Raw genomic sequence first — 18,471 nt, 5'->3', positions numbered from 1 at the left:
CCACTGTTATCTAACAAATTTACTAAAAAAACAAAGAGACTACTCTTTTATCCCTTCTAAATCGAACATGAAAGCAAACTCTTTTGCGACCTCTTTTAAAGCCTCAAAACGTCCTGAAGCTCCTCCGTGTCCTGCCTCCATATTTGTGTCTAAATACAGTTGTTTATCATTCGTTTTCATCACACGTAACTTCGCTACCCACTTCGCTGGCTCCCAGTATTGCACTTGAGAATCGTGTAACCCTGTTGATACATACATATTCGGATAATCTTGAGCGACTACATTATCTATCGGAGAATAAGACAGCATATAGTCATAATACTCTTTCTCATTCGGATTTCCCCACTCGTCATACTCTCCTGTTGTCAATGGTATTGTATCATCCAGCATAGTCGTCATCACATCTACGAAAGGTACTTGAGCAATAACTCCATTGTATAAATCAGGGCGTTTATTCACCACTACTCCCATTAATAAACCTCCTGCTGAGCCACCTTCTGCATATAAATGTTTTGGAGAAGTATACCCTTCAGCAATCACGTGCTCTGAACAAGCGATAAAATCGTCAAATGTATTCCATTTCTCTAATAGCTTACCATCTTCATACCACTGACGTCCCATATCTTCACCTCCGCGAATATGTGCTATCGCATAGATAAATCCTCTATCTAATAAACTTAAACGAGTAGTAGAGAAATAAGGTTCCATCGAATATCCGTATGATCCATATGCATATTGTAAGAATGGGTTAGTACCATCTTTCTTCATTCCCTTTTTATACACGATAGACATCGGAACTTTCACTCCGTCTTTTGCAGTAGCCCAGATGCGTTCTTCTACATAATTATTCTTGTCGAAAGTCCCCAATACTTCTTGTTCCTTCTTCACTTCTTTCTCACGCGTACGCATATTAAAGTCGATTACAGAAGAAGGCGTGTTCATAGACTGGTATCCATAGCGTAGTATCTCTGTATCAAAGTCTAAATTCGTACCTGTATACGCATTATATGTTTCACTGTCAAATGGTAGATAATATGCCTCTTGGCTATCATCCCAAGGTTGAATCTTCAAATGAACTAATCCGTTAGATCGCTCTGAGATCACTAAATAATCTTTAAAGATGTCCACTCCTTCTAATAGTACCTCTTCTCTGTGAGGGATAAGCTCTACCCAATGCTCCACAGTAGTCTTGTCCTCAGGACAACGCATCAACTTAAAGTTATCTGCCTCATCTAGATTTGTCATGATATAGAAATGTCCATCATAGTGTGAGATATTATACTCTACCTCGCGCACTCTCTCTTGGAATATTCTAAACTCTCCATCAGGATTATGAGACTCTAAGATTCTGTACTCACTTGTCAGCGTACTCTCACTTCCTATCACTAAATACTTACGCGATTTCTCTTTAAAGATATGAGTATCAAAAGTATCATCCTCTTCGAAGTACACCATCACATCCTCTGTGATAGCAGTTCCCAATTTGTGTTTATAGATTTTATCTGCACGCAGTGTTACCTCATCTTTACGAGAGTAAAACAAAGTCCTATTATCAGCAGCCCAAGTAGAACTACCTGTTGTTTTCTCTATCGAGATAGGAGATATCTCACCTGTTACTAAGTTCTTTACTTGCAGTGTGTATTCTCTACGAGATACAGTATCTACCCCAAAAGCAACCCATTGGTTATCTTCTGATACATTAATCCCTCTTAAATGAAAATAAGAGTGTCCTTCTGCCATCACATTACAGTCAAACATGATCTCTTCATCAGCCTCTAAGCTTCCTTGTTTACGAGAAAATATAGGGTAATCTTTTCCTTTCTCAAATCGAGTGATATAATAATATCCGTTGTAGAAATAAGGTACAGAACTATCGTCCTCTTTTATTCTGCTCTTCATCTCTTCAAACAAGTCTGCTTGGAAAGCCTTAGTATGTGCAGTCTGTCCTTCATAGTATGCATTCTCAGCATTTAGGTAATCGATCACTTCTTGATCTTCTCTATTGTTTAACCAGAAGTAGTTATCGATACGTGTATGATTGTGTGCTGTTAACTCGTGAGGTCTCACTGTAGCTATTGGCGCTTGTATATCTTTATTCATTTTCAAATGTTAAAACACAAAAGTAAGGTTTTAATATTTAAATAAATGTTAGCATGGTTTAAATGAATACTAATGACCTACTCGTCCATTTATTGACTCAACTGAGTAGAAACAAAAAAGCCAAAGACTCCCATCTTTGGCTTTTCTATATCGTTGTATTAATCTCTATTTCTTCAAGAGTTCTAATGCTAAATTCATCTCAGCATCTTGTGCTTGCTGTAATCCCTTTTGGAAATCATCTGCTTTAATAGTATGATTAGGCAATACTCCTCTACAAGTGCGATCTTTATTTGCTATTGCATTAAAGAATACCTCACTTCTAGGCAATGATAATACAGATTCTGTATTCGGTAATTTATAACTTAAAAACCAGGCTGCCGTTGTAAAGTCACTACAACTTCTAGTCTCCTGACCTACGATATCACCACGCTTATTCAATTGGAACAAATGTGCAAAATAAGCTGCTGCTGATACAGTATTATTATTTGACAATAAAACTACTTTACCTGTAAACGCATTTTTATCCTGTGGGTAATTCTCTACATAAGAATCGTCTAGACGACTGTTTCCATAATAAAACTGATCTTCTTCATTATAATCAAATCGCTGACTCATAAAGTTGTCTTGGCTAATAATATCAGCTGTATTTGCCAACTTACCATTTCCATCCAATAGATTCTCTTTCATATTCACTTTAGGAACTCTAGTCGCATATTTATAAATATTTTTAAAACTCTTCTCTGGACTAATAAAAGAATAAAACAAAGGAATATTAGACAATAGACCTCCTCCATTATCACGAATATCAACCACTAGCTTTTTAATATTCTTGTCTTTGATGTCTTGAAATACGTTGTTCAAGATATAATAAGCATATGTCTCTGATACACTAAATGTTGTTATTTTCAAAATATAAGTATCATCATTTAATGGATATCCATAGATCCCTTTAGAGAAGGCAACAGTACTCAGTGGTAGAACACTCTTCTGAGCATGATACTCATAGTCATTAAAGTTCACTGCTTTCAGCGTTATCGTCTTAGGGGTTGCCTCCACAGTTTCTTTATACTCAATGATAAACTCTTTGGCTTCTGGAAATATTAAAGAAGCATAATTAGAGAAATTCTTATTAGAACTAGCCTCTACTCCTCCATCTACCTTATTCGGTATTTTATTCAATAAGTCAGCAATACTTACATTATTTACTTTGATAATCTCAGCTCCCATCGGGATATCTAGAGTGTACTGATTAACGAACACTCTATTGTCATATACACTAGTCGCAATAGGAAAGAAATGACTGACCTTAATATAATCCTCATAAATAATATCATCCATCTCAATACTTGAATGAGCATCACGTATTAATGCAACAGGGTTACATAAGACAAAATTCTCTAAAATTGGCTTTTGCTCTAAAGTATGACGTAGTTCCTTTACCTTCTTATCAAATTCTTTTTCTGTTATAAATCGAAATGGATTAGGATGCTGTTCTTTTATTGCCTTAACTACAAAATCAAAATCAGCTAAGTAATTATCTTTAGTAAAGTCTTTCACTTTTTTCTACCCAAATGCAAAAACCTGTAAAAATAAAACCATTATTACTATAATACCTCGAAGTTTTATCATGTTTTTATTTATTTAAATATCAAAAAGCAAATATAATAACTTAACTAACCTCATCTAAAGAATATTTTTAATTAATCTAAAAAAACACTCTTTAGCAGTTTGTCTTACTTACCTAAACTCTTTTTATTAATTAAGTCCACTGCGTACTGTATCATCCCATACGCATTATAATCATTTGCTGATTCAGATACTATATGATCTATCTTTAAACCATTTCGGTGCACATTATACTCTTTATCATTTGGGTAGAAAGCTCCATAACCTGAGAAGTCTATTGTAGTATCATCTTTTAAAAGTACCCGTACACGATTAGTCACAGCTCCTCCTGTCTGCTTACCTATAGTAATACATCTTGGTGCCTGCTGAATCCCCATTCCCATATATTCAGCAGCACTCAGCGTAGTATGATCCACAAGTAGGACTACAGTTCCTTTATAATAATCTTTATTCTCATTGCCCACCTTGAAAGGATCTATAATCTTAGCAATGCCCACCTTACTATCCCATTCTCCTAACGCTGGCCCATACCAACCTAATGCTTTAAAAAAAGTAGTTCTATGAGGTAATAGGTAAGATGTAATAAGCTCTGGGCTTATATTCTCAGGATAATTACGTAGATCTAAGATAATGCTCTGCTTACTACTATTAGCCTTAAAGAAACTCTTCAGTCTCTTCTTTGTCGCTCTACCTAGATGAAGATATCCTATATCATCACCTAACTCAGGAGCTTTCTGTTCTTTAAAAAGTGACTTTATTGTTTTAAAATTCTTAAACTCTTCTCCCTTTAATAGAGGAACCGTTCTTTCTATAATCTCTCCACTTTTCTTTTTTATACTTACTGTCATTGATTCTTGATCTCCTAAAGCAGGAAAATAAAAACTCTCAAATCTTTTTAAATAATTGGGATTAGATACACTTACATATTTTCCTATTGTACTTTCTCTATAGTCCTTTACAGACTTTCCTTCGACTCTAAAAATCACATCTCCTAGCTCTATATTACTCTCTTTAGCCTCGATAGGGTCATAAATAGTCGTTATCACTAAGGAGTCATTTATATTTTTGGTCCCATAGGTACTAAAACGTTTAACTTTAGTATTGAGATAATAACTTGCTTGATAGTCACTATGTGAATCATTCAACTTTACGAAAAGCTCATCTTTTAGATACTCAAATTCTACTCCTTCTTTCGTCTTAAACCTCGGAACGAAATCAGTCAATACCTCATCCCATGGCGTATCAGCTAGATATATATTCACGTTGCCATAACGGATACTATTCCAAAAAGAAGATAAAAACAACATACGGTGGCTTTCATTCCCATTGCTAAAATTAGGCAACGGCTTTTCGTGATCAAATTTTACGATAGAAGATATTTTACGATTAGTTAGATAATACTTACCATAATTAGTATTGTCTTTTAAGTCTATCAAAATAGACTTTAATTCCTTATCATAGAGGTCACTGTCTATCCATTCAAATCTAGCATTAACTGTAAATAATTTATCTTCAACTACTTTTATACCATCCTTTTTTAGAGGATGTTTAGAAGAGTCAAACTGTTTTATCCATTGCTTTAAGAAGGTATTTAAAGCCTCTTCGCTCTTTATCGTTTCTAGAGTAGTATATGCCTTTAAGAATTCTTGATCCATATCATAACCACCTCTACTTACATTAGGGTGTTTATACTTGACTAGTCCCCATACATGTATTAGACTTTCAGAACTTACCTCTTTCAACTCTCTTTGCTGAGCAAAAGAAACAGTACAAATCAATAGTGTAAACAGTGCAAAAATTTTCTTCATTATATCGTTAATTAGATGTTTTATGTTCTAAATATATTGATAACACCACAGAGCTTTTAAGCTATTAACACTAAAATAACTTTGCTATTTACTGTCAATCAACCACCTATAAAATAGAAAAGGTCAGAAACATACGTCTCTGACCTTTTCGAAAATAACTGAATAACTAAATAACTTCACACCTTACAGTGTGTATAAACCTCGTTTTTTAAAAGCGATTAGAACTCGTGCTTTATTGACTTATAACGCTAATAAAAAAGTAAATAAATACGCGTATTCTAACCTCTATATACAGCTAGGGATTACTCCGCTAGATCGTATCCAAACTGAATACCTGCTGTACCTCCTAGTTCTGTAAATAACTTCATGAATCCTTCTGCAGTTTCTGCACGATTCCAGTCACGTTGTAATTCACAGAATAACTGTACTACGCTAATTGGTTTAGCACCTGCCTGTACCATTCTCATAATTGCGGCATCATGTGCCTCTTTAGAAGTACCTCCTACAGCATCTACCACGATATATACCTCATATCCCTCTTGTAACGCATCCATCACTGGGAATGTAAGACATGCTTCTGTCCACAGTGCTGTCATGATTAATTTTTTTCTACCTGTAGCTTTTACAGCCTCTACGAACTCCTTATCTTCCCATGAGTTAATCGTCGTTCTATCATAAGAAGGCACGCCTTCTAAGTGTTTTCTTAGTTGAGGAACAGTCTCTTTATTTAATCCTGTTTTTACATTCACTGTAGATAGAATGATAGGCATATCATACAGTTTGGCTGCATTTACAGTTCCTCTAATATTGTTTAGTAGTAACTGTCTATCCATAGAAGCGATAGAATTTACTTGTACTGGTTGATAATCAATAACGATTAATGCTGCGTTCTCACCTGTTAATAAGTGATCTTGTTTTTTGTCTCTAATTGGTAAACTTGCCATAACTTTATTTTTTTAATATTTAATCATGATACATTCGCTTCTAATCTTCCTGTCTTATAGTCTCTCTTTTATTGGACATAAGACAGTGTTCGCTAGAAGAAAATGAAATACTATACACTGTAACAAAAAAAGAATACAGACTGTATTTATAAGGCCTTTTATAAATTCAATAAATGATAGTCTAACTCCCTTTCTGATTACAAGTATAAAATTATCACATCCTCTCCCAAAATCACTTAACCTAGATTAACAAAGGATTTTCAGGCAACTTTACTACTATGCTTAGACTGTTAAAACTTCACTTTATCTCTTCTACCATCCTCTATTATATGACCTCATATTCTATTCTTATCCTATTCTTTTGTTTACAGCACACCCTAGGAGAATGGCTGATATATAAAAGGATCATTCTTCGACAAACAAGTCCTCCACTCCACTAATCTCGAGGTATTGTCCATGAATTGTCGAAGGAATTCAATCTAAGTACTATAAACACTACGATAAGCAGGTATAGTGCATGATGAGATACAACACACACAAAACAAACAACAAACTAATAATCAATAAGTTAAATTAAAAACAGTAGTTAATAGGCTTAAAAAAAACAGATATCTTTTTTCAATTAAATAGTTCAAAACCCATTAAATTAGGCTGAAAAACAAAAAAAGAACCTTCTAAAAAGACTTTTAAGTATATAAATTGCCCAAAAAAGAAATTAAAAAACAAAAAAAAGGTCAAAGATTATCTCTTTGACCTTTTATATTATTCACTAAGTATATACCCTTACTTTATAAAGCTACTTCGTTTAATTCACTTCTATACTTTTCGATTTTCTCTTTTAGTTCTGCTGCGAGCTCACTATTTACAATACCATTCACCTCATCAAAATTTTCATAATACTTAGGCAATGCGAAGCTGTCCTTTACTTGTCCTCCAAACTGAGGGAACACCGTCTTAGCAAGGTTTAATGAATTCTGACCTCCATATCCTCCTGGTGAAGTAGACATTAAGAACATCGGTCGCTCTTGGAATAGCTTTAACTCTATTCTAGAACACCAATCAAATAAATTTTTAAAACAAGCTGTCCAGTTGCGATTGTGTTCAGACATAGAGCAGATGATAGCATCAGACTGCTTTATCTTTTCTAAGAATAACTTCGCTCCTTCTGGAAAACCTTGTTTCTCTTGATCTACAGAAAATGGAGGTACTTTATAGTCATTCAGATCTATGACTTCCACTTCTCCCGCTGGGAACAAAGGCACGGTATACTCAACTAGCTTTTTATTAATAGAAGTACTCGATGTACTTGCTGCAAATCCTAATATTCTCATAGCTTATTTATTGTTATAGTTTATCGTATGCAGGAAACGCTCTAGATACTATTCTCTTCCATTCTGGATGACGCTTAATATAAGCATACACTAACGGACATAATGGGTACAGCTCATAGTTATGCCCTTCTATATACATCAGACTCTTCTCGATCAGAGCAGTAGCCACTCCTCTACCTGCTAGCTCTTCTGGGCTCTCTGTATGAATAAGTTTAATAATATTACCTTCTTCAGCATAATCTATAAATGCAGTATGCCCCTCTACTGTTAATTCAAAACGGTTAGTATCAGCATTTTTATTTACTTCTAAATTTACAAATTCTTCTTTCATATCCTATACGTTTACGTGGTTAATTCTACTCTATTACAAAATTAGAACTAATTCTCTTCTACTGTACTTGACCTAGATTAAGTTTATTGTACTTTTCTATACAAAGATCATACCTATATATCCCGTACTAATATAATTTTCATACCGTCTAAATCTCTTTGTTTAAAAGATTTTTTAACTATTAAAAGAAAAATAATCGACTTATTATCTCAATAAAAAACATAAATTTTCATGTATTTATATTTTTTGGCACGATATATGTAAAATACATATCACAACAAAAACAACAAAACTTTCTTTTTCTTAAGTGACCTGGTTACCCCCAAATAACTAGGTCACTTTTTATATCCTATTGACTACTGCGTTTTGATAGCCATAAATTCCCTCATACACTGTTATAATATAGAATATTCTTCAGTTGTTATTAACTATTCTATAACAAAATCATTTATCTTAAAAAGATTTTAATATTTTTGCGCCACTAACTAAAATGTATTAAACATGTTTGGAGACTTAATGGGCATGATGGGTAAACTACAAGAGACCCAAGCTAAGATAGAAGAAACAAAGAAGAGATTAGACACCGTATTGGTAGATGATCAGAGTAATGATGGGTTACTACAAGTGACGATGACTGCTAATAGAACTATCCGCTCTTTATCTATCAGTGATGAACTAATGGAGGACAAAGAACAACTAGAAGATTACTTAGTCATGGTACTTAACCGTGCTATCGAAAAAGCTTCTGCTATCAATGAAGCAGAATTAGCTGCGGCTGCTAAAGATGGAATGCCGAATATCCCTGGACTAGATCTATTTAAATAATATTATGAAAAAAATTGTTTGTGCTCTTTTACTTGCTACTGGAGCGTTATTCGTGTCTTGTAATAAAGAAGAAACTAAGGGGAACCTTACTGTTACTGGAAAAGTAGATGGATTTAAACAAGGTAAGTTATACCTGTTTCAGATTCAAGATACTGTATTTAAAGCAATAGATTCATTAAATGTAAAAGGAGATGCTAACTTTAAGTTTGACTTAAATATTGACTCTCCTGAAGTATTCTTTTTAACCTTAGACCGTGGTCATTCTAACTCTCAGGATAATCAGATTATGTTCTTCGCTGAACCTGGAAAAATGACAATCAATACTACGCTTAAGAATTTCTATAGTGATGCTAAGGTAACTGGATCGAAATCTCAAGAGGTGTATGATGAATACTTAAAAACACGTTCGCTAATCACAGATAAACAGAATGGTCTATTAGTAGACATCTTTAATGCTGAAAAAGAACAAAACGCTGCCAAAAAAGACAGCCTTAATAACTTATCTAAGAAACTTACAATCAGAAAGTATCTTAATGCTGTAAACTTTGCTATTAATCATAAAGACTCTGATGCGAGTCCTTATATCGCATTGACAGATTTGTACAACGCTCATACTAAGTTATTAGACACGATCTATAACTCTCTATCTCCTGAAGTAACTGCTCGTAAATACGGAAAGCAACTGAATGAGTATATCAAAGAGAGAAAAGAATCAGAAGCACAAGTGACGACTACTCAGAATACAACTACTGAAGTTCAAGAATAATCAAAAAACGCCTATAAGGCGTTTTTTTTGTATGTTTACTATCCATGTCATTAGCTATTCAATTACAACAATCTTTACAGCTCTCTATAGAAGAAACTTCTATAGCAGAAGAACTATTCTATACTATACAATTCAATAGAGGTGAGACTATTATTACTCCTCTTCAGAAGAATGCTCCTCTGTACTATATCGCAGAAGGGTATATCCGTATCTATGCTCTAGTAGATGATAAAGAGGTTACACAGTGGATCAGTGGAGCGGGCTACTTTATGACTGATCTGTCTAATTGGTTATTTGACACCCCAATTAAGTGGACAATAGAAGCTCTTACACCTGTCACAGCGCTATGCATCACTCCTACAGACTATAAAGAATTAGCAACACAGATACCTAATTGGGTAGAAAAAGAGAGAGGTTTCATCGGACATTGTTTCATACAGATGGAGAATAGAATATTTCAATTCATCTCGTTAGCAGCAGAGCAACGCTACCTTCACTTCATGGAGCAATTCGGTTTCTTATTTAATGAAGTGCCTCATCAATATATCGCATCTATGCTAGGTATGACACCCGAAACTCTGAGCAGAATAAGAAAAAAAGCAGTAACACTTCGATAATCAAGTTAGTTAAGCCTGCTATTCTCTTCGTTGTGGGAACTATACTAATTCTATTATATTTGTGTGAACCAAAACACTATAAAAATGAATTTTGAACAACAACTACAAACGAAGATAGATTTAAAAACAAAACCTCTACAAGCACTAGGACTATTAGAAAAGATAGCTTATAAAATAGGAAAGGTACAACAGACACTTACACCTAGTCTAGTATCTCCTACCATCATCGTATTCGCAGCTGATCATGGCTTAGCAAAAGAAGGTGTGAGTGCTTATCCTGCTGAAGTAACTTATCAGATGGTACTTAACTTTCTAAATCACGGTGCTGCAATCAATGTATTCTGTAAGCAACACAACATCAATCTAAAAGTAGTAGATGCTGGTGTGAGTAAAGACTTTGCCCCTCATCCTGACTTAATCCAAGCTAAAGCAGGTCATGGTACACATAATATGATCTCTGGCCCAGCTATAACTAAAGAAGAACTAGCCTTCTGCTTCACTTCTGGAGAGCAAATAGTGAGAGATATCGCTGCTACAGGAACTAATATTATAGGATTCGGAGAAATGGGAATAGGGAATACTTCTTCTGCTTCTCTGCTGATGAGTTCTCTTTTAGATCTACCTATAGATAAATGTGTAGGGAGAGGAACTGGTCTAGATGATGAAGGATTAAAAAGAAAAAAAGATATCCTTACCAAGATTATCAATACTCATCCAAAACCTGCAAATGCGAAAGATGCTCTAGAACAATATGGAGGATATGAGATCGCTCAGATGTGTGCTGCTATGCTAGAAGCTTACAGGCAGAATATGATCATATTAGTAGATGGCTTTATCGCATCGAGTGCATTCTTATGTGCGGCTAACTTAGAGCCAAAGATAACTGATAACGCAATCTTCTGCCATAAATCTGATGAGATAGGTCATCACCTATTGATTCGCTCTTTTAATGAACAGGCAATTCTAGATATGAACTTACGCTTAGGAGAAGGTACCGGGTGTGCTCTAGCATATCCTCTTATACAGAGTGCTGTAGCATTCTTAAACGAAATGGCTAGTTTCGAATCTGCAAATGTTTCTAACAAATGATCCGAAAAGAACTCACTTACTTTCTGACGGCTGTTATGTTCTTTACGAGAATACCTATTCCTCTTAAAGTACCTTATAGCCATGAGATCATGAATAAGTCTCAGAAATATTTCCCTCTGATAGGGTATCTAGTAGGTGGTATGGCGGTACTCGTCTATTGGGTTACCTCCTATTTATTCTCTGCAGATATAGCTATCGTACTCTCTATGGTGAGCACAGTATTACTGACTGGGGCATTTCACGAAGATGGATTTACAGATGTCTGTGATTCTTTTGGCGGTGGATATGGCAAGGAGAAGATTATGACGATTATGAAAGATAGTCGTATAGGAGCGTATGGTGTCATCGGTATTGTTTTATTACTTCTATTGAAGTTTCTTGCCTTGCATAATATTGCCGAGTTATCTACTTCCTTTTTACTTGTAGTGATGCTAAATGGACATATCACGAGTAGATTTCACGCTGCTACAGCTATATATACTCATCGATATGTAAGAGATACAGATGACAGTAAGTCTAAACCGATGGCAAACCAAAAGCTATCTTATTCATCCTTACTGTTTTCTCTGATTCTAGCGATCGTCCCTTACATACTATTTGATAACTGGTTATTTATCATAGCTTTTTTTGTTAGCTACATTGGTAAAATATACCTGACGATGTACTTTAAAAAACATATAGGCGGATATACTGGTGACTGTCTTGGCACGATACAGCAAGTATGTGAAGCCTTATTTTACTTAACAACACTAACACTATGGAAATTTTTGTAATCCGTCATACGAAAGTAGACGTTCCCCCTGGCCACTGTTATGGGCAGACTGATGTCAATCTATTCAATGACTATCCTGATGAAATAACTACCTTCAGAGATAGAATCCCAAATGACATCGACACGGTCATCTCTAGCCCTCTAAAGAGGTGTACTTTTATAGCGGATCACTTCTCTCAGTGGTACTCTACGGATGACAGACTCTTAGAGATGAACTTCGGAGAATGGGAGATGAAAAAGTGGGACGAAATACCCAAAAATGATTTACAAAACTGGATGGACAACCTCGCACAAACTTGTCCTCCTTATGGAGAAAGCTTATCTATAGTACAAGATAGAGTATCTTCTTTCTTAGATGACTTGCGCAAAGCAGAGTATAAAAAAGTATTACTAGTCACTCATGCAGGACCGATAAGATGTATGTGGAACTACCTATTACAAACTCCAATCAACAACACCTTTAAAGTACCTGTAGATTATAATGAGGTCTTTCACTTTAATCTGGGAGCCACTCCTCAGGATGACTTTATTCTACAGAAAGCTTAGCTCCCTTATCTAATTACTTTTCTTGATAAATGTCAAGAGGTGATAAATGGAGATATACAACCTTTGTCTATCTAATTTACAATCTTATGACAATAGAAACGAGTATCACAATTAAAGCTACGAAGGAAGTAATATGGCAAGTATTAATGAGCTTCTCTGAATATCCTGAATGGAATCCTTTTATACTATCCATCACAGGTGAGCCAATAGTAGAAAGACAAATCAAGATTAGCCTGCCTACGATGAAGTTTAAACCTATAATTCTAACAAATAAAAAAGAACAACTCCTTAGTTGGAAAGGAAAATTAGGAATAAAAGGGATATTCGATGGGCATCATCAATTTGAAATACAACAGCTAGATGAGCAACATTGCTTATTTATACATAGAGAGGACTTCAGTGGAATATTAGTTCCCCTATTCAAAAAGAAACTACAAACTGAAACTCAACAAGACTTTGAAGCTATGAATATCGCTTTAAAAAACAGAGCTGAGAAGGCATAAAAAAACTCGTGAAGCAATTCACGAGTTTTGTTTTTATTTATCTACTTCTATTTCTGCATTGATATGAAGTGGGTCATAACTGATAACTTCCCAATCTTTACTCAACAAGTCAATATAGTAGTAGTTTACATTATCATCTTTGTCAAAAGCACCATTCTTATTGATATCTTCTATTGTTCTAAAGTACAATCTATTTTGACTATCAATAACTGTCCAATCTAACAATTCATGTAAATCAGCACTTAGCTTTTTAAAGTGTGTACCATCTCCCCTACTAATATACAATGTCTTGATATCATTAGAATCTACCTTGCTATCTCTATTCGTATCTGCATCGAATAAGCTGTACACTAATATATTCTTTTTGGTCTTCTCTGCTATCGTATTAAGGTAAGATACATTCTGTATCTGCACTTTCTTATCTGTTAATGGTCTGATCTGTAAAGAATCTTTATGTTGAAACATAAGGTTCTCTAGATACCCTGTTAGTTCAAAAGGCGCATAGTTAGATACGGTATAAGAAGTTTGGTTTACTTTACTCATACCACTTTTAGAAGAATAGCTATATACTCTAATCTCTCCTATAGGATGGATTAGATGATCTGATTTGCCCATCAGAATAGGAAGATCAGCAATGCGAATATCTTCTGAACGGTCTCTTTCTTTTACCACTTCAGTCGTAGCAGCAGAGGTACCGTCTTCTTTATAAATAACTTTTGGTTTTTCGCCTTCTTGTTTACAAGCTGTTACTAAAACTAATGCGCTTAAAAACAGGGTTATTCTTACTTTCATAATAGAAAATTTAATACTTCAAAGATACATAATTACTGTTTCTGTACACAACACTACTTTGGCATTTTTTCAACAAAGCTTTATCAGTTATTATACGAAATCTACTATCCTCTGAAGAAGTGTGATTCGAAGACTCCTTCGTTTCCAACATTGTCCTTTACTTTTATAACTACATCATTTCTACCTGTCACTACTTTACCATCACTAAACTTGTGAACAATCTTACGTGTCTTGTAGTCATAATCTAATAATATCCAATTGCCATTGATAAAGCCTGTAATGGTATTAATACCTGACAAATCATCTTTAATCAAGAAAGAGATCTGAGATTCTTTAGTTAACCACTGCCCTTCTGTGAAACTTGGTTTCTCAATAACAGGCACTTTTTCATCCACTAAGATCTTATAATCTCCAAAGCTCTTAGTATAGATCGTCCACAGATTACCTTTCTTAGCCGTTTTAAAATAATCTCTTCTACCTCCATCTACTCTAGCAATAAATGCTTTATCACGATTAGAGATATTCATAGCAGACGTGTCAAATGATACAAGGATATTCTTAGCTAGAGGAACAACAGGTTTGTGCAATTTTAATACATCATCTTCTACAGACATATCCATCAAGAAGTCATTGTAAAATGTCTTAATAGGAAAACTCACTGTTACATTCTTCTTCTCAAAAATATAATCTCTATCTGTAACTATCTTGTACTCTCCTTTTGCTTCTGACTTCTTCACTTTAGCAGTAGCGTCTGTATATTCTACAGGAATATTAATTGTTTTCTTATTCCCGTGATAATCTGACAACACAATACTATAGTTATAGTTCTGCCCACTCTTAACAGTGACAATTCCTTTAGTAGGATCTACTTTTAAGACTGATAAGTTATAAGGTTTCTCATAAAACAGTTTTTGTACTTTTTTCTTTGTTGAAACATAGCGTTCATAGTCAATTAAAGCATTGACATAACCCGTCTCAGAAAAAGAAAAAGTATCAAATTTATAAGAAAACAAAGCCTTGCCATTCACAAAAGTCTCTACCATATACACTCCATTCTTATTGGTATTAAAATTAGCTGTATCATGAATATCTATTCCAAAACTAATATCTCCTCTAGCCTTGACAGGAGAGGTCAAAAAGCTACCATCAGTCTGTGTCACATAAGATAACTGCTGCGGAGTCTCATTATCATTAGCCACAGCTCCATCACCAACAGGATAAACATAAAGCCCATTAACGGTAGGTGCTTGAGTATCTGTTAACAATTTATCCATTCCTTCTCTTAAAGGGTTAATGATATTCTGTGTCTTTGTGTCACGAATCTCATAGTGAAGGTGAGGACCACCAGATCCACCTGTATTCCCAGTATATGCAATGATTTGCCCCTTCTTTACTAATACTTCATTCTTACGAGGAAAAATCTCTATCTCAAAGTTCTTCTCTGCATAATGTCTATTCAAAACAAGAGTAGCGATATCGCCAGCATAAGAGTCTAAGTGCCCATAAACAGTAGTCTGTCCATTAGGATGATCAATATACAGAGCCTTACCGTATCCCCAAGTCGATACTTTGATACGAGATACATAACCATCTGCTGGAGCATAAACTGGTAAACCAATTCTCTGTTGTGTCTTTATATCAAGACCTGTATGGAAATGAGTACCTCTTAACTCTCCAAAATTACCTGAGGCATGTATGCTTATATTTAAAGGACTATCAAAGGTTTCGGTATTCTGCGCATATGCAAAAGTTCCTAATACACTTAAAAAAAGGCTCGGTAGTATTCTTACTTTCATAATTTTTAAAACATTTCTGCTAAAATACATAATAACCCTAGAAAAAATAGTATTATCGCTAAAAATGAAACACATAGCTAAAAGCTGTTTAAAGAAAAAGATAAATAACCTTTTTTTTTACAGAAAACTTTTTTAAATTTAAATACTAATTGTAACTTTGTTGAAAGGATAGTGAATAACAAGTATAATGAGCGAGCTAACTGATATTATTAATTCTTTAGAGGTAAAGTTTGCTAAACTTATGCAAAGGCTAAGTGTCTTGGAAGCAGAAAACAAACAGTTAAAAACTAGTTTGGAGCAAGCTCAAAAAGAGATTCTTAAAAATGAAGAGCAATTAGACTCTATTTATAAAAAATATGAGTCAATACAATTAGCTAATTCACTATTGGGCAGTGAAGAGAATAGAAGAGATACGAAACTCAAGATAAATTCATTGATTAAAGAGATAGATCAGTGTATAGCTCATCTCACAAAATAGGAGAAATATGAGTCAAAAAGATGAACAATTAAAAATAAAACTATCTATAGCTGATAGAGTATATCCCCTAACGGTGGCCTATTCGCAAGAGGAAGGACTGCGATCGGCATCGAAGAAGATAGATTTAATGATACATCAATTTGAGGAAAACTATGCTGTAAGAGATAAGCAAGATGTTCTAGCGATGTGTGCGTTACAGTTCGCATCACAAAACGAACAAAAGACAATTGATACTACAGATAGTTATAACAAAGCTGTAGAACGTTTAATCAGACTGGATGAAGCTTTAGATCGTGTACTTTCTAAAAAAATATAACAATTCGTTCTTAACATAAGATACTAAAAATACTGCTCACATTAGTACTGTTTGATAAACTCAACACAAACAAATTAAAATGGGTGAATCTTTGCAACTAAAGCATGCTGCCTTGCGCAGATCCTTGAAAAGCAAGCTAACTCAAAACTTGTTAATAAGAGAGTTTACGCGACTCAAACTAATGTGAGCTTTTTTTATATATAATTTATAGAAACATTTATGGAAATACTAATGATCGTTGGGGGAATAATACTTGGTGCTGCGATAGGCTTCATGGTGGCGAAGTACCTTGAAAAAAACCATGCTTCCTCAATATTGTCTAATGCTCAAAACGAGGCCAAAACGATATTGCGTGATGCAAAGACTGATGGAGAGGCAATTAAAAAAGAGAAAATATTACAAGCTAAAGAAAAGTTTATAGAGTTAAAATCTGAACATGAACAAGTAATCTTAGCTCGTGATAAGAAGATGGCGGAGGCTGAGAAAAGAACTAGAGATAAAGAGTCTCAAATTTCAAGTGAATTAGCTAAAGCAAAGAAAGCAAATGATGAAAGTGAGAAAAAAGTTGCTGAATACAGTACTAAACTTGAAATCATTGAAAAGAAACAAGAAGAGGTAGATAGACTTCACCGTTCTCAAGTAGAACAATTAGAAATCATCTCTGGCCTTACAGCTGAGGAAGCAAAAGCTCAAATCGTAGAGAGTCTTAAAAATGAAGCAAAAGCAAATGCTATGGCTTCAATACAAGAGACTATCGAAGAAGCTAAACTTACAGCTCAACAAGAGGCTAAAAAGATTATTATCAATACTATTCAACGCATTGGTACGGAAGAAGCTGTAGAAAACTGCGTGTCTGTATTCAACATCGAATCTGATGATGTAAAAGGTAGAATCATTGGTAGAGAAGGTAGAAACATTAGAGCTATAGAAGCAGCTACTGGAGTAGAAATCATTGTAGATGATACTCCTGAGGCTATTATCCTATCTTGCTTTGACCCTGTTAGAAGAGAGATTGCTCGTCTATCTCTACACAGATTAGTAACAGATGGTCGTATTCACCCTGCTCGTATCGAAGAAGTAGTAGCTAAAACGACTAAACAAATCGATGAAGAAATTATCGAAATAGGTAAGAGAACTGTTATTGATTTAGGTATTCACGGTCTACACCCTGAACTAATCAAAATAGTAGGTAGAATGAAATACCGTTCTTCTTATGGACAAAACTTACTACAACACTCACGTGAAGTAGCTAAATTATGTGGATTAATGGCAGCAGAGTTAGGCTTAAATGTTAAGTTAGCTAAACGTGCTGGATTACTTCACGATATCGGTAAAGTACCAGAAACAGAAAGTGAATTACCGCACGCTATCTTAGGTATGCAGTGGGCAGAAAAATACGGAGAGAAACCTGAAGTATGTAATGCAATAGGTGCTCACCACGATGAGATAGAAATGACTACATTAATCGCTCCGATTATCCAAGTATGTGATGCTATCTCAGGTGCTAGACCAGGTGCTAGACGTCAAGTATTGGATTCATACATTCAACGTCTTAAAGATCTAGAAAGTATAGCTAATGAATTCGGAGGAGTTAAAAATGCTTATGCTATTCAAGCAGGACGTGAATTACGCGTTATCGTAGAAAGTGAAAAAGTAACTGATGAAATGGCTGCTACTCTTTCTTTCGATATCTCTCAAAAAATCCAAACTGAGATGACTTATCCAGGTCAAGTGAAGATTACTGTAATTAGAGAAACTAGAGCAATAAATATTGCTAAATAATAAAGACAACAAGTCACAAAAAAGAGCTATTCAAATGAATAGCTCTTTT

18 protein-coding genes and 1 other RNA gene are annotated in these 18,471 nt (G+C 34.7%); 11 read left to right on the top strand and 8 right to left on the bottom strand.

Annotation, left to right across the window (positions count from 1 at the left end; genetic code table 11):
- Nucleotides 1-39 precede the first annotated feature (39 nt).
- The 6 genes from BK054_RS09815 to BK054_RS09790 all read right to left on the bottom strand — a co-directional run bounded on the left by BK054_RS09815 (nt 40) and on the right by BK054_RS09790 (nt 8,140).
- Nucleotides 40-2,100, bottom strand: coding sequence for a S9 family peptidase (locus BK054_RS09815; RefSeq protein ID WP_006257017.1), 2,061 nt, complete (start codon nt 2,098-2,100; stop codon nt 40-42).
- Nucleotides 2,101-2,265: 165 nt separating this feature from the next.
- Nucleotides 2,266-3,657: a S41 family peptidase gene (locus BK054_RS09810; protein WP_006257018.1), complete on the bottom strand. Its 1,392-nt coding sequence runs from the start codon at nt 3,655-3,657 to the stop codon at nt 2,266-2,268.
- Nucleotides 3,658-3,833: 176 nt separating this feature from the next.
- Nucleotides 3,834-5,534 (bottom strand): S41 family peptidase, encoded by a 1,701-nt coding sequence (locus tag BK054_RS09805; protein ID WP_006257019.1) that lies wholly within the window; start codon nt 5,532-5,534, stop codon nt 3,834-3,836.
- Between the two features lie 302 nt (nt 5,535-5,836).
- Complete coding sequence (locus tag BK054_RS09800; RefSeq protein WP_006257020.1) at nt 5,837-6,478, bottom strand: hydrolase; 642 nt, start codon at nt 6,476-6,478, stop codon at nt 5,837-5,839.
- A 788-nt stretch (nt 6,479-7,266) separates the two neighbouring features.
- Nucleotides 7,267-7,809, bottom strand: coding sequence for an NADPH-dependent FMN reductase (locus BK054_RS09795; RefSeq protein ID WP_006257021.1), 543 nt, complete (start codon nt 7,807-7,809; stop codon nt 7,267-7,269).
- A gap of 13 nt (nt 7,810-7,822) precedes the next feature.
- Nucleotides 7,823-8,140: a GNAT family N-acetyltransferase gene (locus BK054_RS09790; RefSeq protein ID WP_006257022.1), complete on the bottom strand. Its 318-nt coding sequence runs from the start codon at nt 8,138-8,140 to the stop codon at nt 7,823-7,825.
- Nucleotides 8,141-8,641: 501 nt separating this feature from the next.
- Between BK054_RS09790 and BK054_RS09785 the strand changes: the two genes are divergently transcribed.
- The 7 genes from BK054_RS09785 (at nt 8,642) to BK054_RS09755 (ending at nt 13,258) form a co-directional block, all read left to right on the top strand.
- On the top strand, nt 8,642-8,965 hold the full coding sequence (locus tag BK054_RS09785) for a YbaB/EbfC family nucleoid-associated protein (RefSeq protein WP_006257023.1): 324 nt from the start codon (nt 8,642-8,644) through the stop codon (nt 8,963-8,965).
- Between the two features lie 4 nt (nt 8,966-8,969).
- The gene (locus BK054_RS09780; protein ID WP_006257024.1) at nt 8,970-9,731 is read left to right on the top strand and encodes a DUF4369 domain-containing protein; all 762 of its coding nucleotides are present in this window, start codon (nt 8,970-8,972) and stop codon (nt 9,729-9,731) included.
- Between the two features lie 44 nt (nt 9,732-9,775).
- Complete coding sequence (locus BK054_RS09775; RefSeq protein WP_006257025.1) at nt 9,776-10,348, top strand: Crp/Fnr family transcriptional regulator; 573 nt, start codon at nt 9,776-9,778, stop codon at nt 10,346-10,348.
- 84 nt (nt 10,349-10,432) lie between these two features.
- Nucleotides 10,433-11,437, top strand: a complete 1,005-nt coding sequence (gene cobT, locus BK054_RS09770; protein ID WP_006257026.1) for a nicotinate-nucleotide--dimethylbenzimidazole phosphoribosyltransferase — start codon at nt 10,433-10,435, stop codon at nt 11,435-11,437.
- On the top strand, nt 11,434-12,210 hold the full coding sequence (locus tag BK054_RS09765; protein ID WP_071307225.1) for an adenosylcobinamide-GDP ribazoletransferase: 777 nt from the start codon (nt 11,434-11,436) through the stop codon (nt 12,208-12,210). Before cobT ends, BK054_RS09765 begins: the two co-directional genes overlap by 4 nt.
- A complete protein-coding gene (locus BK054_RS09760; RefSeq protein WP_006257028.1) occupies nt 12,195-12,755 on the top strand; it encodes a histidine phosphatase family protein in 561 nt (186 codons plus the stop codon). The genes BK054_RS09765 and BK054_RS09760 overlap by 16 nt, the downstream gene beginning before the upstream one ends.
- A gap of 86 nt (nt 12,756-12,841) precedes the next feature.
- Nucleotides 12,842-13,258, top strand: coding sequence for an SRPBCC domain-containing protein (locus BK054_RS09755; protein WP_006257029.1), 417 nt, complete (start codon nt 12,842-12,844; stop codon nt 13,256-13,258).
- A 33-nt stretch (nt 13,259-13,291) separates the two neighbouring features.
- On the opposite strand, the gene BK054_RS09750 is transcribed toward BK054_RS09755, so the two are convergent.
- Together BK054_RS09750 and BK054_RS09745 are read right to left on the bottom strand one after the other, a co-directional pair.
- On the bottom strand, nt 13,292-14,050 hold the full coding sequence (locus BK054_RS09750) for a hypothetical protein (RefSeq protein ID WP_006257030.1): 759 nt from the start codon (nt 14,048-14,050) through the stop codon (nt 13,292-13,294).
- A gap of 104 nt (nt 14,051-14,154) precedes the next feature.
- Nucleotides 14,155-15,921, bottom strand: a complete 1,767-nt coding sequence (locus BK054_RS09745) for a M23 family metallopeptidase (protein WP_006257031.1) — start codon at nt 15,919-15,921, stop codon at nt 14,155-14,157.
- A gap of 112 nt (nt 15,922-16,033) precedes the next feature.
- Here BK054_RS09745 and BK054_RS09740 point away from each other — a divergent pair, with 112 nt between their 5' ends.
- The 4 genes from BK054_RS09740 (at nt 16,034) to rny (ending at nt 18,422) form a co-directional block, all read left to right on the top strand.
- A complete protein-coding gene (locus BK054_RS09740; RefSeq protein WP_006257032.1) occupies nt 16,034-16,324 on the top strand; it encodes a hypothetical protein in 291 nt (96 codons plus the stop codon).
- A gap of 7 nt (nt 16,325-16,331) precedes the next feature.
- On the top strand, nt 16,332-16,640 hold the full coding sequence (locus BK054_RS09735) for a cell division protein ZapA (RefSeq protein WP_006257033.1): 309 nt from the start codon (nt 16,332-16,334) through the stop codon (nt 16,638-16,640).
- 58 nt (nt 16,641-16,698) lie between these two features.
- Nucleotides 16,699-16,806, top strand: a non-coding RNA gene (ssrS, locus tag BK054_RS09730) — 6S RNA.
- A gap of 53 nt (nt 16,807-16,859) precedes the next feature.
- Complete coding sequence (rny, locus tag BK054_RS09725) at nt 16,860-18,422, top strand: ribonuclease Y (protein WP_006257034.1); 1,563 nt, start codon at nt 16,860-16,862, stop codon at nt 18,420-18,422.
- Nucleotides 18,423-18,471: the final 49 nt, after the last annotated feature.

It is taken from the genome of Myroides sp. ZB35, assembly GCF_001865835.1.
GTDB lineage: Bacteria > Bacteroidota > Bacteroidia > Flavobacteriales > Flavobacteriaceae > Flavobacterium > Flavobacterium odoratimimum.
Note: the sequence above shows the minus strand (reverse complement) of the source record. Positions and strands in the feature narration are given on the sequence as shown.

Coding starts and splice junctions, on each gene's coding strand:
- BK054_RS09815 (WP_006257017.1), bottom strand. CDS start 2,100: ATGAATAAAGATATACAAGCGCCAATAGCTACAGTGAGACCTCACGAG.
- BK054_RS09805 (WP_006257019.1), bottom strand. CDS start 5,534: ATGAAGAAAATTTTTGCACTGTTTACACTATTGATTTGTACTGTTTCT.
- BK054_RS09800 (WP_006257020.1), bottom strand. CDS start 6,478: ATGGCAAGTTTACCAATTAGAGACAAAAAACAAGATCACTTATTAACA.
- BK054_RS09795 (WP_006257021.1), bottom strand. CDS start 7,809: ATGAGAATATTAGGATTTGCAGCAAGTACATCGAGTACTTCTATTAAT.
- BK054_RS09790 (WP_006257022.1), bottom strand. CDS start 8,140: ATGAAAGAAGAATTTGTAAATTTAGAAGTAAATAAAAATGCTGATACT.
- BK054_RS09785 (WP_006257023.1), top strand. CDS start 8,642: ATGTTTGGAGACTTAATGGGCATGATGGGTAAACTACAAGAGACCCAA.
- BK054_RS09780 (WP_006257024.1), top strand. CDS start 8,970: ATGAAAAAAATTGTTTGTGCTCTTTTACTTGCTACTGGAGCGTTATTC.
- BK054_RS09775 (WP_006257025.1), top strand. CDS start 9,776: ATGTCATTAGCTATTCAATTACAACAATCTTTACAGCTCTCTATAGAA.
- cobT (WP_006257026.1), top strand. CDS start 10,433: ATGAATTTTGAACAACAACTACAAACGAAGATAGATTTAAAAACAAAA.
- BK054_RS09765 (WP_071307225.1), top strand. CDS start 11,434: ATGATCCGAAAAGAACTCACTTACTTTCTGACGGCTGTTATGTTCTTT.
- BK054_RS09760 (WP_006257028.1), top strand. CDS start 12,195: ATGGAAATTTTTGTAATCCGTCATACGAAAGTAGACGTTCCCCCTGGC.
- BK054_RS09755 (WP_006257029.1), top strand. CDS start 12,842: ATGACAATAGAAACGAGTATCACAATTAAAGCTACGAAGGAAGTAATA.
- BK054_RS09750 (WP_006257030.1), bottom strand. CDS start 14,050: ATGAAAGTAAGAATAACCCTGTTTTTAAGCGCATTAGTTTTAGTAACA.
- BK054_RS09745 (WP_006257031.1), bottom strand. CDS start 15,921: ATGTGTTTCATTTTTAGCGATAATACTATTTTTTCTAGGGTTATTATG.
- BK054_RS09740 (WP_006257032.1), top strand. CDS start 16,034: ATGAGCGAGCTAACTGATATTATTAATTCTTTAGAGGTAAAGTTTGCT.
- BK054_RS09735 (WP_006257033.1), top strand. CDS start 16,332: ATGAGTCAAAAAGATGAACAATTAAAAATAAAACTATCTATAGCTGAT.
- rny (WP_006257034.1), top strand. CDS start 16,860: ATGGAAATACTAATGATCGTTGGGGGAATAATACTTGGTGCTGCGATA.